14 protein-coding genes are annotated in these 14,962 nt (G+C 63.1%); 11 read left to right on the top strand and 3 right to left on the bottom strand.

From position 1 onward, the window contains the following. Nucleotides 1-60: 60 nt before the first annotated feature. The 3 genes from ppdK to AC07UC_RS27045 all read left to right on the top strand — a co-directional run bounded on the left by ppdK (nt 61) and on the right by AC07UC_RS27045 (nt 4,909). Nucleotides 61-2,739, top strand: coding sequence for a pyruvate, phosphate dikinase (gene ppdK, locus AC07UC_RS27055; RefSeq protein ID WP_494907979.1), 2,679 nt, complete (start codon nt 61-63; stop codon nt 2,737-2,739). Between the two features lie 119 nt (nt 2,740-2,858). Then, complete coding sequence (locus AC07UC_RS27050) at nt 2,859-3,962, top strand: glycosyltransferase family 9 protein (RefSeq protein ID WP_494907978.1); 1,104 nt, start codon at nt 2,859-2,861, stop codon at nt 3,960-3,962. 206 nt (nt 3,963-4,168) lie between these two features. Then, the gene (locus tag AC07UC_RS27045; protein ID WP_202323318.1) at nt 4,169-4,909 is read left to right on the top strand and encodes a polysaccharide deacetylase family protein; all 741 of its coding nucleotides are present in this window, start codon (nt 4,169-4,171) and stop codon (nt 4,907-4,909) included. A 74-nt stretch (nt 4,910-4,983) separates the two neighbouring features. On the opposite strand, the gene AC07UC_RS27040 is transcribed toward AC07UC_RS27045, so the two are convergent. Continuing rightward, nucleotides 4,984-5,373, bottom strand: coding sequence for a DUF427 domain-containing protein (locus AC07UC_RS27040; RefSeq protein WP_202323317.1), 390 nt, complete (start codon nt 5,371-5,373; stop codon nt 4,984-4,986). Nucleotides 5,374-5,505: 132 nt separating this feature from the next. Further along, a complete protein-coding gene (locus tag AC07UC_RS27035; RefSeq protein WP_140768824.1) occupies nt 5,506-5,862 on the bottom strand; it encodes a hypothetical protein in 357 nt (118 codons plus the stop codon). Nucleotides 5,863-6,183: 321 nt separating this feature from the next. Here AC07UC_RS27035 and AC07UC_RS27030 point away from each other — a divergent pair, with 321 nt between their 5' ends. Beyond that, a complete protein-coding gene (locus AC07UC_RS27030) occupies nt 6,184-7,812 on the top strand; it encodes a fatty-acid--CoA ligase (protein WP_494907977.1) in 1,629 nt (542 codons plus the stop codon). Nucleotides 7,813-7,892: 80 nt separating this feature from the next. Continuing rightward, a complete protein-coding gene (locus AC07UC_RS27025; protein WP_202323315.1) occupies nt 7,893-8,678 on the top strand; it encodes a DUF1499 domain-containing protein in 786 nt (261 codons plus the stop codon). Nucleotides 8,679-8,733: 55 nt separating this feature from the next. On the opposite strand, the gene AC07UC_RS27020 is transcribed toward AC07UC_RS27025, so the two are convergent. Then, nucleotides 8,734-9,639, bottom strand: a complete 906-nt coding sequence (locus AC07UC_RS27020) for an MBL fold metallo-hydrolase (protein WP_494907976.1) — start codon at nt 9,637-9,639, stop codon at nt 8,734-8,736. A gap of 114 nt (nt 9,640-9,753) precedes the next feature. Between AC07UC_RS27020 and AC07UC_RS27015 the strand changes: the two genes are divergently transcribed. From AC07UC_RS27015 to rfbD, 6 genes are all read left to right on the top strand, one after another. Next, nucleotides 9,754-10,344: a biotin transporter BioY gene (locus AC07UC_RS27015; RefSeq protein WP_202323313.1), complete on the top strand. Its 591-nt coding sequence runs from the start codon at nt 9,754-9,756 to the stop codon at nt 10,342-10,344. Between the two features lie 64 nt (nt 10,345-10,408). After that, on the top strand, nt 10,409-11,476 hold the full coding sequence (locus tag AC07UC_RS27010; RefSeq protein WP_494907975.1) for an NAD-dependent epimerase: 1,068 nt from the start codon (nt 10,409-10,411) through the stop codon (nt 11,474-11,476). Between the two features lie 50 nt (nt 11,477-11,526). Further along, nucleotides 11,527-12,408 (top strand): glucose-1-phosphate thymidylyltransferase RfbA, encoded by an 882-nt coding sequence (gene rfbA, locus AC07UC_RS27005; protein ID WP_494907974.1) that lies wholly within the window; start codon nt 11,527-11,529, stop codon nt 12,406-12,408. A gap of 3 nt (nt 12,409-12,411) precedes the next feature. After that, nucleotides 12,412-12,963, top strand: coding sequence for a dTDP-4-dehydrorhamnose 3,5-epimerase (gene rfbC, locus AC07UC_RS27000; RefSeq protein ID WP_202323310.1), 552 nt, complete (start codon nt 12,412-12,414; stop codon nt 12,961-12,963). Between the two features lie 13 nt (nt 12,964-12,976). After that, entirely contained in the window at nt 12,977-14,047 is a 1,071-nt protein-coding gene (gene rfbB, locus AC07UC_RS26995) for a dTDP-glucose 4,6-dehydratase (protein ID WP_494907973.1), read from the top strand. Next, on the top strand, nt 14,044-14,943 hold the full coding sequence (rfbD, locus tag AC07UC_RS26990; RefSeq protein WP_494907972.1) for a dTDP-4-dehydrorhamnose reductase: 900 nt from the start codon (nt 14,044-14,046) through the stop codon (nt 14,941-14,943). The genes rfbB and rfbD overlap by 4 nt, the downstream gene beginning before the upstream one ends. Nucleotides 14,944-14,962 lie beyond the last annotated feature (19 nt).

Here is a 14,962-nt window from a genome sequence, read left to right as displayed (position 1 = left end):
CCAGGGCGGAACTTTCCGTTTCGCCAATCTTTCCAATCTCCTGCAACCGGAGAGCAAAGCATGACCAAATGGGTTTTCACCTTTGGCGATGGTGCGGCGGAAGGCCGTGCCGGCGACAAGAATCTGCTGGGCGGCAAGGGCGCCAACCTTGCCGAAATGTGCAGCCTGGGCCTGCCGGTGCCGCCGGGCTTCACCATCACCACCGAGGTCTGCAATGCCTATTACGCCAATGGCCGCGCCTATCCGGCGGGGTTGGAAGCCGATGTCGCGATCGCACTCGATCACATTGGCCGGCTGACCGGCCGGCAGTTCGGCGATCCGTCGAAGCTGCTGCTCGTGTCGGTACGCTCCGGGGCTCGCGCGTCGATGCCGGGCATGATGGACACGGTGCTCAATCTCGGCCTCAACGACGAAACCGTCGAGGCGTTGGCCACCGATTCCGGCGATGCGCGCTTTGCCTATGACAGCTACCGCCGCTTCATCCAGATGTATTCCGATGTCGTCATGGGCCTCGATCACGAGGTGTTCGAGGAGATCCTGGAAGACCAGAAGGCCAGTCTCGGCCATGAACTCGACACCGAGCTGACGGCCGTCGAATGGCAAGGCGTGATCGCACTCTACAAGGCCAAGGTCGAGGAAGAACTCGGCAGGCCGTTCCCGCAGGATCCGCAAGAACAGCTCTGGGGCGCCATCGGCGCCGTGTTCTCGAGCTGGATGAACAACCGCGCCATCACCTACCGGCGTCTGCACGACATTCCCGAAAGCTGGGGCACGGCTGTCAACGTGCAAGCCATGGTTTTCGGCAATATGGGTGAGACCTCGGCCACCGGCGTCGCCTTCACCCGCAATCCGTCGACCGGCGAAAAGCAGCTCTATGGCGAATTCCTGGTGAACGCGCAGGGCGAGGATGTCGTCGCCGGTATCCGCACGCCGCAGAACATCACCGAGGCGGCCCGCATCGCCGCCGGCTCCGACAAGCCGTCGCTGCAGAAGCTGATGCCCGACGCCTTCCAGTCCTTCGTCACCATCTCCGACAGCCTGGAAAAGCACTACCGCGACATGCAGGATCTCGAATTCACCATCGAGCGCGGCAAATTGTGGATGCTGCAGACCCGCTCCGGCAAGCGCACCGCGAAGGCGGCGCTGAAGATTGCGGTCGAGATGGCCAGGGACGGCCTGATCTCGAAGGAGGAGGCTGTCGCTCGCATCGATCCGGGCTCGCTCGACCAGTTGCTGCATCCGACCATCGATCCGAAAGCCGCGCGTGACGTCATCGGCGTCGGTCTGCCGGCCTCGCCGGGCGCTGCCACCGGCGAGATCGTCTTTTCCTCCGGCGAGGCCGAGGATCTGAAGACCCAAGGCCGCAAGGCGATCCTGGTGCGCATCGAGACCAGCCCCGAGGACATCCACGGCATGCATGCGGCGGAAGGCATCCTGACCACGCGCGGCGGCATGACCAGCCATGCCGCCGTTGTCGCGCGCGGCATGGGCAAGCCTTGCGTGTCGGGCGCCGGCTCGCTGCGCGTCGACTACAAGGCGGGCACGCTGATCTCGATGGGGCAGACCTTCCGCAAGGGCGACATCATCACCATCGATGGCGGCAATGGCCAGGTGCTGAAGGGCGCGGTTGCCATGCTGCAGCCGGAACTGTCGGGCGATTTCGCCGCCATCATGGAATGGGCGGACGCCGTGCGCCGCATGAAGGTGCGCACCAATGCCGAAACGCCGCTCGATGCCCGCATGGCGCGCTCCTTCGGCGCTGAAGGCATCGGGCTTTGCCGTACTGAACACATGTTCTTCGACGGCGACCGCATCGTCGCCATGCGCGAAATGATCCTGGCCGACACCGAGAAGGACCGGCGCGCCGCCCTGGCCAAGCTTCTGCCCATGCAGCGCTCGGATTTCCTGGAACTGTTCGAGATCATGGCGGGCCTGCCGGTGACGATCCGCCTGCTCGATCCGCCGCTGCACGAATTCCTGCCCAAGACCGAGGCCGAAATCGCCGAGGTCGCCGCCGTCATGAATGTATCGGCCGACAAGCTCAGGCAGCGCACCGAGGCCCTGCACGAATTCAACCCGATGCTTGGCCATCGCGGCTGCCGGCTGGCCGTCTCCTATCCGGAGATCGCGGAGATGCAGGCACGCGCTATTTTCGAGGCTGCCGTCGAAGCCGGCAAGAAGGCCGGCGCGCTGGTTGTGCCCGAGATCATGGTGCCGCTGGTCGGCCTCGTGAAGGAACTCGACTATGTGAAGGCGCGCATCGATGCGGTCGCCAAGAGCGTCATGGACGAGACCGGCGTCAAGATCGACTATCTGACTGGAACCATGATCGAACTGCCGCGTGCGGCGATCCGTGCCCATGTGATCGCCGAGTCGGCCGAGTTCTTCTCCTTCGGCACCAACGACCTTACCCAGACCACCTTCGGCATCTCACGCGACGATGCGGCCTCGTTCCTGGAGACTTATCGCCAGAAGGGCATCATCGAGCAGGATCCGTTCGTCTCGCTCGACATCGACGGTGTCGGCGAACTGGTGCGCATGGCCGCGCAAAAGGGCAGGGCGACACGGCCTGAGATCAAGCTCGGCATCTGCGGCGAACATGGCGGCGATCCCTCGTCGATCCGTTTCTGCGAGGAGGTCGGTCTCGACTATGTGTCGTGCTCGCCCTATCGCGTGCCGATCGCCAGGCTGGCGGCCGCGCAGGCCGCGGTGCAGGTAGCAAAGACGGGGCGCGGATAGGACGATCAAAGCTTACGGTTTTGTATGAAAACTCACGCGAACGTGCTGAAGGCATTGCGTAATCTCGACATTGTTCCTGCCCAATTTGCGGACGGCCCGCCAATTGTCCCGGGAATCACATGTTGCAGATATCACCCGCGCCGTTCCGCTCGATCCTGGTCATTCAAACGAAGTTCATAGGCGACATCGTCCTCGCCTCGACGCTCGCCAGGAACCTTCAACTCGAATTCCCCGGCGCCAGGATCGTGTTCCTCTGCGAGGCGCAGTTCGAAAGCTTCGTGGTCGCGCATGGTATCGCCTCGGAAGTGGTCACCTTCAGGCGATCCCGCATGCGCGGCACCGCGCTGGAGCGTGGAAAAGAGCTCTATGCCATGGTGCGGGCCCTACGCGGCTTCCGCTTTGACCTTACGATCGACCTGACCGATTCAAAGACCTCGCGCATCGTCAGCGGGTTCGTCAACGCCAAGACCCGCGTCGGCTACAATCCTCCCGAACGGCCTCTGAAGCTGCTGGAGCGGCAACCCGCCAATGTGTTTGCCAAGCCGTTCGGATTTGGCGGCCAGCATTTTGTCTATCGCTATCTTTCGCCCATTGAAGCGCTCGGCCTTGATCTGCGCGTGACGGTGCCAAGCATTCAGCCTCTGCCGTTCGAGACCCTGAAAGCCTTGGCGCTTCTGGGCAAGCATGGTCTCGACCCAAACGGCTTCGTCGCGGTGCACGCGGGAGCCAGTTTCAAGGGCCGGCAATGGCAGCCCGAACGCTTTGCCGAGGCGATCGACGAGATTGCAACCGACACCGGATTGGGCTTCGTGCTGGTCGGAGGGCCGGAGGAGCAGGGGACCGCCGCGCGGATCATCGCCAGGACGGCGACGCCGGTCGTCGACCTTGTCGGGACGCTGTCGCTCGAGACCTTGTTGGCTGTGCTCAAGCAGGCGCGGCTGTTTCTCGGCAACGAGAGCGGCCCGATGCATATGGCCGCGGCCGCGGGCACACCCGTTGTCGGCCTCTTCGGTATGACGAACCCGTCGCGCTGGGGGCCTCTCGGCGTGCCCAGCATCGCGCTTCGTCCGCCGATGCCGTGCGACTGCGTGGCCAAGGGCTTGTGCCGCCGGACCGACCCCCGCAAGGCGTGCTGCGTCTGGCGCCTGGAAGTGAAGCCTGTCGTCGAGGCGGCGCGCGAGGTCCTGGCGCGCACCGAGATGAAGCGGGAACGCGCTGTCTGAACGGCTGTCGCCGGATGGATCATTCGCAAGGCCGGCGGTCAAATTGCCGCGCCATGCATTTTTCTGCTACCCATCGTCCCGATTTCCGCCTTCATGCGGGTCTTGGGATGGCGGCTTGAAATCGCCCCACGGGAAATGCTCCAAAACAAAGGGCGGGTTGCCGTTTGCGTGAAACGGTGAACTGCTCCAGTCGGGAATTCGGCTTGATGCGTCTGCTGCAAAGACATCTCTGCATGATTGCCATGTCGCTGGCGGCGCTATCCAGCGCCCAAGCCGCGCCGTTGGTCGAGCCCACGCTGCACATCAAGCCCGCGGCAAGCGGAGCGGGCCGTGTCGCGCTCACGCTCGATGCCTGCGGTGGACAGACCGACACGCGCATTCTCTCGGCGCTGGTGGAGAACAAGATACCGGCCACCATCTTTGTCACCGGCATCTGGCTGAAGCGCAATGCCGCGGCCGTCGAGATCATGCGGGCGCATCGCGACCTTTTCGAATTGGAAAATCACGGCGGGCGCCATGTTCCGGCGGTCGACACGCCGCAGAAGATCTATGGCATACGCAGCGCCGGCAGCCCGGATGCGGTGCTGGCCGAGGTCGAGTCGGGGGCCGCGGCGCTTGCCAGGACTGGGGAGCCCGCGCCGAAATGGTTCCGCGGCGCAACCGCCGAATACAGTCCCTCGGCGATCGCGATGATCCGCAAGCTCGGTTTCAAGATCGCCGGCTTCTCGATCAATGGCGATGGCGGCTCGCTGCTGGGCGCCAAGGAAACCGCCAAGCGCATCGCCGCTGCCAAGGACGGTGACGTCATCATCGCCCATATCAACCAGCCCACCCATGCCGCCGGCGAGGGCGTGGTGCAGGGCCTGCTGGCACTCAAGGACAAGGGCGTGACCTTCGTGCGCCTGGACGATGCCGACGGTACCGGCAATCACGGCACCACCGACTGAGGGGCGTTGATATTCAGGTGAGGCCGGCCTGACCTGAATATCAACGCGCCCCGGTGGCCTTAAAGTCGAAGCGTTCAGCCCGGCTTGGCTTCGATGCTGACCTTGCTGGCGTAGAACGCGCCGTGGTCGCGGATTTCGGTCATTTCGTCGAAAGGCCGCTCGTAAGCCCACATTGCATTCTGACCGGTTTCGCCGGCAGGCAGCACGCTCCAATAGCTGGCATCGCCCTTGTAGGGGCAATGGGTCGAGTGTTCGGTAGCGCTCAGCTTGCCGAAATCGATGTCGGCGAACGGAATGTAGAAGGCGGCGGGGTAGGGAGCCTCCGTCAGCACCTTGGCCTTCGTGGACGACGCGACAACCGTATCGCCGGCGCGTACCGTGACGGTGCCGACATAGGGCTCGATGGTGATGATCTTGTCGGGATTGCGCTGGAAGCCGGGTGCCGGGTTGGCGATCTTGTCCATGCTGGTTCTCCTTGCCTGGCTCCCTAAGGTGTGGCGGGCACAGCCGTTGCGCAAGGTCCGTTTGCATCACAAAAACAGGCGCACCAATCGCCGACGCGTGGCGCTGCGGCGCTTTCGAGTATCCGCCGAAGCTCAGGCGGCGGTCTTGAATGCGTCCATCAGTCCGGCATAGGCGGCTGCGATGCCCGCCACCGGGTTGCTGCTTCTCGAAACGGTTTCGACTTTCAGCGAGCCACCAACGGTTGGCAAGGTGAGCAGCAGGAACTGGCGGTTGCCGCCATCGCCGACGGATGCCGCCGCGACGTGCTGGCCTTCGCCTTCGTTCTGGACGCACATCTTGAACAGCAGCGTGCCGCCGACCGCTTCGAGCGCGCCGCCGACAACTTCAACAAATTCGTCTTCGGAAACAGTCTTTTCGTCCGGCACCAGATCGGCCAGGCTTTCCGCAATTGTACTCTCAAGGGCTTTGTCGTCGAGCTGCGCGTCCATGCGAACCTCTTTCAGTCGCCAATCGCCCCTTGCCCGTTAACGAAACTTAACGCCGACGATGGCCGGATTGTGGCGGATTTTCAAGTCATTTCGCCGGATAAGGCACTGCCGCCACTGTGGCGATTTCGACCCTCTTGCCATCTCGGTGGCACGAGTGGCCAGGAGACGGAAGTCCAAAACATGTCAAGATTCAACCGCTTGCCGTTGCGGCACGGGCGCTGAAATTCCTTCGCCGCGCAAGCGAGCGACTGGACAATCCGCCGGTTCGCTTCACAATGGTTCGAAGCTACGACGCAAAATGCGCGAGGGAGGAGGAGCTGGATGCTGGGGCTGATGCAGGAATGGCCGCTGCTGTGCCACAAGCTTATCGACAACGCCGAACGGCAGCATGGAGCGCGCGAGATCGTGTCACGCTCGGTCGAGGGACCGATCGTGCGCACCACTTATGCCGAGATCCATCGTCGTTCTCTCAAGGTCGCCCAGAGGCTGGAGCGTGACGGCTATGGGTTGGGCGACCGCATCGCCACGCTGGCCTGGAACACGGCGCGCCATATCGAGGCCTGGTACGGCATCATGGGCATCGGCGCGATCTATCATACGCTCAACCCGCGCCTGTTTCCCGAGCAGATCGTCTGGATCATGAACCATGCCGAGGACAAGGCCGTCTTCGTCGACCTTACCTTCATACCGCTGCTCGAGAAGATCGCCGGTACCGTCAAATCGCTGAAAAAGGTGATTGTGCTGACCGACAAGGCGCACATGCCGCAAACGACCCTGCCCAATGCCGTCGCCTATGAGGACTGGCTTGACGAGGCCGATGGCGATTTCGCCTGGAAGACCTTCGACGAAGGCACCGCCGCCGGCATGTGCTACACATCGGGCACGACAGGCGATCCCAAGGGCGTCGTCTACAGCCATCGCTCGAACGTGCTGCACGCCATGATCGCCGCCATGCCCGACGCCATGGGCCTGTCGTCACGCGACACCATCCTGCCCGTGGTGCCGATGTTCCACGCCAACGCCTGGGGCCTTGGCCAGAGCGGACCGATGATCGGCTCCAAGCTGGTCATGCCCGGCTGCAGGATGGACGGCGCCTCGATCTATGAATTGCTCGACACCGAGAAGGTGACCTTCAGTGCCGCCGTGCCGACCGTCTGGATGATGCTGCTGCAATATCTGGAGGAGACCGGCAAGAAACTGCCCTATCTGAACAAGGTCGTCATCGGCGGCTCATCCTGCCCGCGTGCGATCATGACGAAGTTCCAGGACAATTACGACGTCCAGGTCATCCACGCCTGGGGCATGACCGAGATGTCGCCGCTTGGCACGCTGTGCACCTTGAAGCCGGAATATGCAGCCCTGGAGGGGGAGGCCCGGCTCGACGTCAAGCAGAAACAGGGTTACCCGCCCTTCGGCGTCGAAATGAAAGTGACCGATGACGAGAACAATGCGCAACCCTGGGATGGCAAGACCTTTGGTCGGCTGAAAGTGCGTGGACCGGCCGTTGCCCGCGCCTACTACGGCGGCGCCGGTGCCGAGCAGTTCGATGAGGACGGCTGGTTCGACACTGGAGACGTCGCTCACATCGACGCCGGCGGCTACATGCAGATCACCGATCGAGCCAAGGACGTCATCAAGTCCGGCGGCGAGTGGATTTCGACCATCGATCTTGAGAATCTGGCCGTCGGCCATCCGGACGTGGCGGAGGCGGCGGCAATCGGCGTCCATCATTCGAAATGGGGCGAGCGGCCCTTGCTGGTCGTGGTTGCCAAGCCGGGCAAGGAGCCGACCAAGGCTGACATTCTCGGCTTCATGAACGGCAAGGTGGCCAAGTGGTGGATGCCGGACGATGTCGCTTTCGTCGGCGAAATACCCCATACCGCCACCGGCAAGATCCAGAAGATCACCTTGCGCCAACAGTTCAGGGACTACCGCCTGCCGACGGATTGAGGGGATGTTGCGTGTTTCGGCTTCAAGCCGACGCGAAAAGGCACTAAACCTCCGTCCGGGTTGGGGCAGCGCAGAGAACAATGGTTAGCATTCCCGAACGGCGAACCTCGAAGGCTGCCGGCTGGTCGCGGCGCACGGCCGCATTTTCAGCGGTGCTTCTACTGACCAATTTCGTCGGCCATCGCTTCGATCTCGTCGAAACGCCGGTGTTCCTATGGGTGCTGGGCATCGTCGCGCTGCTCGCTGCGCTGGCGCTGCTGTTCGCCGCCTTTGCCTTTTCGAGACTATGGAAATTTGGTGATCGCGGCGGCCGTGACCTGACCGTCGGCGCCTTGCTGGCCCTGCTGGTGCTCGTTCCCTACGGCGTTGCCGCCTACTGGGCGACGATTTATCCGCCGCTCAGGGACATCTCGACCGATTTCGATGATCCGCCCGCGCTCGATATCAGCGACCGGACAAAGGACATGAACGTGCTCTCGCCGTCGACGCCGGGCGAACAGCGGCTGCAGACCGACAGCTATCCACTGGTCACCGCGCGCAGCTACGACCTGCCATTCGAGACCATCGTCAATGCCGTGGAGACCGTGCTCGACCGGCGCGGCTGGGATCTTTCCGAACCCTATCCCGACCTCGCCGGGCAAAGCGACGTGACCATTACCGCTGTCGCCAAGGGTTTCGTGCTCGGCCTTCCCGCCGATGTGGCGATCCGCGTGACGGATGATGGCGATACGGTGATCGTCGACATGCGGTCGGCCTCGCGTTACGGACGCTACGACCTTGGCGACAATGCCTCGCGCATCACTGACTTCCTGGCGGAACTGGACCAGGAAGTCGCCGGCCAGGTCGGGGCGGCTCCGGCCGAGTAGCCATTTTTCCGTCGATCCCATGCCTGCTAGGAGGCTAGGGACCAGGGGAGGCCTATCAGGCCGGCGTGAAAATGCCGTCGATGGCGGGGGCCGCGTCCGTCGACACCACGCCACGTGCCACCAGATCCTCGAGATGGGCAAGCACCGAAAGCCCGGCCGCACCATGCAGCCGCGGATCTGTATCCCGATAGATCGCCTTGACCATGTCGGGAACCGTCCGGTCGCCGGCTCTGACCCGCTCCAGAATGGCCCGTTCGCGCATCTTGCGATGCGTCTTCAACCCGCGCATGAAAGCGCGCGGCGCCGTTACCGGCCCGCCATGGCCTGGCAGCAGCAGGCGGTCATCGCGCTCGATCAGTCTGTCCAGCGATGCCATGTAGTCGGCCATCGCTCCGTCCGGCGGCGCGACGATGGACGTCGCCCACGCCATGACATGATCGGCCGAAAACAGGATGCCGGTTCCTTCCAGCGCGAATGCCGCGTGATTGGCGGTGTGGCCGGGGGTCAGAACCGTGCGGATCGCCCAGCCGTCGCCGGCGACCAACGTGCCGTCCGGCAGGGCGGTGTCGGGAACGAAAGCGGTGTCGGCGCTGGCGTCGAGCGCGTTGGTCTCGCCTACATGCAGTGGCCTTGCCGGCCGGTGAGGCCCTTCCGCCATCACCAAGGCACCGGTGCGCTGCTTCAGCCGGGCCGCCAGCGGGGAATGGTCGCGATGCGTATGGCTGACGAAGATATGGCTGACCGGCCTGCCGGCGATCACGTCGAGCAAGGTCTGAAGATGAGCGTCGTCATCGGGCCCGGGATCGATCACCGCCAGCGTGTCGCGCCCGACGACATAGCTGTTGGTGCCATGAAAAGTGAAGGGGCTGGGATTTTGGACCGTGACGCGCTGCACGTCCGGTGCCACGCTCACGCCATGGCCGTAATGCGGATCGAAGCTGGTATCGAATTTGAGAGCCATATCGGCACATTGTTCCCGGAACGGCAAAACCGATTGCCGCATAGCACGCAAGCCAATATAGGAAAACGCTAGACCGCGATTATCGGATCGCGACAGATCGGATAGGGGAAGACCATGGCAACTGCAACGACGATGCGCCCGCTTGTTTCTCTGGCCTTGCCGCTGGATGGCGCGGCGCGACTGGCAACACAGCTTTTCCTGGCCATCGCCGGAACGCTGCTGCTGACCCTGTCGGCCAAGACCAAGGTTGTGCTGGGCCCCGTCGACATCTCGATGCAGACGCTCGCCGTCTTGCTGATCGCCGCCACCTTCGGCATGCGCCTCGGCGTTGCCACGCTGCTGCTCTACATGGCGGAAGGCGCCATGGGCTTCCCGGTTTTCCAGGGCACGCCGGAGAAGGGCATCGGCATCGCCTACATGCTTGGCTCGACCGGCGGCTACCTCGCTGGCTTCGTGGTCATGGCGGCGATCGTCGGCTGGGCCGCGGATCGCGGTTGGGATCGCCACCCGATAAAGCTTTTCAACGCAATGCTGGTCGCCGAAGTCGTCATGATGGCGATGGGCTTTGCCTGGCTGGCGCTGCTCATCGGTCCGGAAAAATCCTGGCAGTTCGGCGTCGTGCCGTTCATCGTCGGCGATCTGATCAAGGTTGCCCTGGCGGCAAGCCTTGTGCCGGCCGTCTGGTCGCTGCTGAAGCGCTCCTGAGGTCTTCAGGAAGCTTGGCGTGCCATAGACGTCAGGGGTCCATTCCCGAGGACGGGCGCTTCTGATGAAGGTTCTGGTCACCGGCGTCGCCGGCTTCATAGGCTATCATGTCGCCAGGCGGCTCCTGGAGCGCGGCGACGAGGTTGTCGGTATCGACAGCATCAACGAGTACTACGATCCGGCGATCAAGCAGGCGCGGCTGCGGCTGCTTGCCGAGGCAAGCCGAAGCACCAATTCCGGCTATCATTTCATCCACGGCGATCTTGCCGACAGGGGCATCGTCGACAGCTGCTTTGCCGACCACGCCTTTGACCGGGTGATCCACCTCGCCGCCCAGGCCGGGGTCCGCTACAGCCTTGAAAACCCGCGCGCCTATGTCGAAAGCAACATCGTCGCCTTCACCAACATGCTGGAGGCCTGCCGCGGCGGCGGCATAGCGCACCTGACCTATGCCAGCACCTCGAGCGTTTACGGCGCCAACACCGACATGCCGTTTTCCGAGCATCGCCCGGCCGACCACCCGCTGCAGTTCTACGCGGCGACCAAGCGCGCCAACGAGCTGATGGCGCACAGCTACAGCCATCTGTTTGGGCTGCCGACCACCGGATTGCGTTTTTTCACCGTGTATGGCCCCTGGGGGCGTCCCGACATGGCGCTGTTCCTGTTCACCAGGAGCATCCTGGCCGGCGAACCGATCAAGCTGTTCAACAATGGCAACCACACACGCGACTTCACCTATGTCGATGATATCGCCGAAGGCGTGATCCGGACCAGCGACAGCCCTGCCACAGGAAACCCTGGCTGGGATTCCGGCCATCCGGACCCGGCAACGAGCAGCGCCCCCTGGCGTATCTTCAACATCGGCAACAATAACCCGGTGAGGCTGACCGCCTATGTCGAGGCGCTGGAAAACGCGCTTGGCCGCAAGGCCATCATCGAGCTTTTGCCGCTGCAGGCGGGGGACGTGCCCGACACCTTCGCCGATATTTCAGCATTGCAGGAGGCGGTCGGATATCGCCCCGGTACCTCCGTGTCGGAAGGGGTAGGGCGATTCGTCGAGTGGTATCTGGCGTATTTTGGTAACGACTCTACGGTAAAAGCGGGCGCTGGCAGCAGCTTTTTCAGGGTGTAGTATGGCTCCCACTGCCGCCGAGGGGATTTGGGCATGTCAGGGAGAGCTTCTTGAAAGGAATTATCCTTGCGGGGGGTAGTGGAACACGCCTTTATCCGCTGACGTTGGCAGTCTCCAAACAAATTCTTCCGGTATACGACAAGCCGATGATCTATTATCCGCTGAGCGTACTGATGCTCGCGGATATCAGGGAGATTCTGGTTATTTCGACGCCGCGAGACCTGCCCGTTTTTCGCGATTTACTCGGCGACGGATCGGAGTTCGGTCTGGACATTTCCTATGCGGAGCAGCCGCACCCCAATGGGCTTGCCGAAGCTTTCATCATCGGCCGCGAGTTCATCGGCAAGGACAGTGTGTCGATGATCCTGGGCGACAATATCTATTTTGGCGATGGGCTGTCGCAGCTTTGCCGCACCGCCGCTTCGCGCGAGGCGGGCGCTTCGGTTTTCGCCTACCGCGTGGATGATCCTGAACGGTATGGTGTCGTGTCCTTCGACAAGGTCACCGGAACCGCGCTTACGATCGAGGAAAAGCCGCAAAAGCCGAAATCCAACTGGGCTGTTACAGGGCTGTATTTCTACGACAACACTGTTGTCGACATCGCCTCGTCCATTCGACCTTCGGCCCGCGGCGAGTTGGAGATCACGGCGGTCAACAACGCCTATCTCGATCGCGGCCTGTTGCATGTGCATCGATTGGGGCGCGGCTATGCCTGGCTCGACACGGGAACCCATGACAGCCTGAACGACGCGTCTTCCTTCGTGCGCACGATCGAACATCGACAAGGCATCAAGGTCGCTTGCCCTGAGGAGATCGCCTTCGAGCAGGGTTGGCTGACGGCAGAGCAAGTGCTGCAGCGGGCAACCCGGTTGGGAAAAAATGAATATGCCGCCTATCTGCGCCGGCGTGTCGCCGATCTGTCGGAGGGCTAGGCGTTGGAGATCAGGTCCCTCGGCATTGAAGGCGTGCTGGAAATCGTTCCAAAGCGGCACGGCGATGCGCGCGGTTTCTTCATGGAAACCTACAATGCCGAGCGGTTTGCGCAGGCTGGAATAAAATTGCTTTTCGTGCAGGACAACCATTCTTATTCCGCCGAGGCAGGTGTCTTGCGCGGGCTCCATTACCAGCTTGCGCCCCGGGCGCAGGACAAGTTGCTGCGCGTTATACGCGGCCGGATTCTGGACGTTTGTGTCGACATTCGCCGCGGTTCGAAGACCTTTGGGAAATGGACCGGCCACGAGATTTCGGCCGAAAAGGGCAACCAGATTCTGGTGCCCAAGGGCTTTGCCCACGGCTTCCTGACCCTCGTGCCCGACACCGAGGTCCTCTACAAGGTGACCGACACCTACTCGCCTGAGCACGACCGGTCCATCCGCTTCGACGATCCCGCGATCGGCATCGAATGGCCTTCGGTGGCCGGCGGGTTCCAGCTTTCGGACAAGGACAGCAAGGCGCCGATGCTCGCCGACACCGAGGTGTTTGCCTGATGAGGACAGCAGCATGAATTTTCTGGTGACAGGCGGGGCCGGCTTCATCGGTTCGGCGGTGTGCCGTCATCTGTGCGCCAATCCGGCCTACCGCGTGACCAATCTCGACAAGCTGACCTATGCCGGCAACCTGGCCTCGCTGCGGTCGATCGAGAATGCCCACAATTATCGCTTCGCCCAGGCCGACATCTGCGACGAGAACGCGGTGCTCGATCTCCTGCACCGTGACGATATCGACATCGTCATGAACCTCGCCGCCGAGAGCCATGTCGATCGCTCGATCGACGGACCGGGCGCCTTCATCGAGACCAACATTGTCGGCACCTACCGGATCCTCAATGCCGCACTCGAATATTGGCGTGGCCTTGCCGATGACAGGAAGAGCCGCTTCCGTTTCCACCATGTCTCGACCGACGAGGTGTTCGGCGATCTGCCTTTCGACGGCGGCATGTTCGTCGAGGAGACGCCCTACGCCCCGTCCTCGCCCTATTCTGCTTCGAAGGCGGCCTCGGACCATCTGGTGCGCGCCTGGCACGAGACCTACGGCCTGCCGGTCGTGCTCTCCAACTGTTCGAACAATTACGGCCCCTATCATTTTCCCGAGAAACTGATCCCGCTGGTCATCCTCAACGCGCTCGACGAAAAGCCGCTGCCTGTCTATGGCGCCGGCGCCAATGTGCGCGACTGGCTGTTCGTCGAGGATCACGCCCGGGCCCTGGAACTCGTCGCCACGAGAGGGCATCCGGGCGAGAGCTACAATGTCGGCGGCAATTCGGAGCGCACCAACCTCGCCGTCGTCGAGACGATCTGCGACCTGCTCGACACCAGGCGTCCCAGGGCCGGCGGCAAGCGCTATCGCGAGCTGATTTCCTTCGTCACCGACCGCCCCGGCCATGATCGCCGCTACGCCATCGATGCCTCCAAGATCGGCCGTGAACTCGGCTGGACGCCGACCGAGAATTTCGACAGCGGCCTGGCCAGAACCGTGGACTGGTTCCTCGACAACAAATGGTGGTGGGGCCCGATCCGCGAGCAGCGCTATGCCGGAGAAAGACTGGGCGAAGCGCGCAAGGCTGGCGCGTGAGGCTCGTCGTCACCGGACGCGAAGGCCAGGTCGCGGCAAGCCTGCTGGAGGCATGCCAAGGGAAGGCCGGCATGGAGGTCGTCGCCATCGGCCGCCCGGAACTCGACCTGGCAAGACCCGAGACCATCATCGACGTCATTGCGGCCGCGAAGCCGGATATCGTGGTTTCGGCCGCCGCCTACACGGCGGTGGATCAGGCCGAGGACGAGCCCGACCTCGCCTTTGCGGTCAACGCGACCGGCGCCGGCAAGGTGGCTGAAGCGGCGGCTCGGCTCGGCGCTCCCGTCATCCATCTTTCGACCGACTATGTCTTCGACGGCAGTGCTTCTCACGCCTATGTCGAGACCGACGCGACGGCGCCCCTCGGCGTCTATGGCGCCTCCAAGCTCGCCGGTGAGCAGGCCGTGGCCGCTGCCGGCCCGCGCCACCTGATCCTGCGCACCGCGTGGGTCTACAGCCCGTTCGGCCGGAATTTCGTGAAAACCATGCTGCGGCTTGCCGCCGACCGCGACGAGATTTCGGTGGTGGCCGATCAATGGGGAAATCCCACCTCCGCGCTCGATATGGCCGACGCCATCCTGCATGCGGCGGCGGCGCTGCATGGCGACAACAGCGTCGGCGCGTTCGGCACCTATCATCTGGCCGGCACCGGCGAAACCAACTGGAGCGGCTTTGCCCGTCACATCCTGGACACCAGCCGGGCGGCCGGCGGTGCTTGGGCGCAAGTGCGCGACATTGCCAGCAAGGACTATCCGACCAAGGCGCGGCGCCCCGCCAATTCGCGGCTGTCGAGCGCGAAGTTCGCTGATGTATTCGGGTGGAGCGCGCCCGACTGGCGGCAGTCGACGGAGGCGGTGGTCCGTCGGCTCCACAGCGAGCAGGCCCAGGCCGGATGACCAAGCGTCCTTGAGAGCT

Source organism: Mesorhizobium sp. GW821-FHT04C10, from assembly GCF_059420305.1.
The sequence above is the reverse complement of the archived record's forward strand: the minus strand, read 5'-3'. Positions and strand labels throughout refer to the sequence as shown.

What these genes read in the sequence shown, in the direction of transcription:
- ppdK (WP_494907979.1), top strand. Translation starts at nt 61, where the DNA reads ATGACCAAATGGGTTTTCACCTTTGGCGATGGTGCGGCGGAAGGCCGT.
- AC07UC_RS27050 (WP_494907978.1), top strand. Translation starts at nt 2,859, where the DNA reads ATGTTGCAGATATCACCCGCGCCGTTCCGCTCGATCCTGGTCATTCAA.
- AC07UC_RS27045 (WP_202323318.1), top strand. Translation starts at nt 4,169, where the DNA reads ATGCGTCTGCTGCAAAGACATCTCTGCATGATTGCCATGTCGCTGGCG.
- AC07UC_RS27040 (WP_202323317.1), bottom strand. Translation starts at nt 5,373, where the DNA reads ATGGACAAGATCGCCAACCCGGCACCCGGCTTCCAGCGCAATCCCGAC.
- AC07UC_RS27035 (WP_140768824.1), bottom strand. Translation starts at nt 5,862, where the DNA reads ATGGACGCGCAGCTCGACGACAAAGCCCTTGAGAGTACAATTGCGGAA.
- AC07UC_RS27030 (WP_494907977.1), top strand. Translation starts at nt 6,184, where the DNA reads ATGCTGGGGCTGATGCAGGAATGGCCGCTGCTGTGCCACAAGCTTATC.
- AC07UC_RS27025 (WP_202323315.1), top strand. Translation starts at nt 7,893, where the DNA reads ATGGTTAGCATTCCCGAACGGCGAACCTCGAAGGCTGCCGGCTGGTCG.
- AC07UC_RS27020 (WP_494907976.1), bottom strand. Translation starts at nt 9,639, where the DNA reads ATGGCTCTCAAATTCGATACCAGCTTCGATCCGCATTACGGCCATGGC.
- AC07UC_RS27015 (WP_202323313.1), top strand. Translation starts at nt 9,754, where the DNA reads ATGGCAACTGCAACGACGATGCGCCCGCTTGTTTCTCTGGCCTTGCCG.
- AC07UC_RS27010 (WP_494907975.1), top strand. Translation starts at nt 10,409, where the DNA reads ATGAAGGTTCTGGTCACCGGCGTCGCCGGCTTCATAGGCTATCATGTC.
- rfbB (WP_494907973.1), top strand. Translation starts at nt 12,977, where the DNA reads ATGAATTTTCTGGTGACAGGCGGGGCCGGCTTCATCGGTTCGGCGGTG.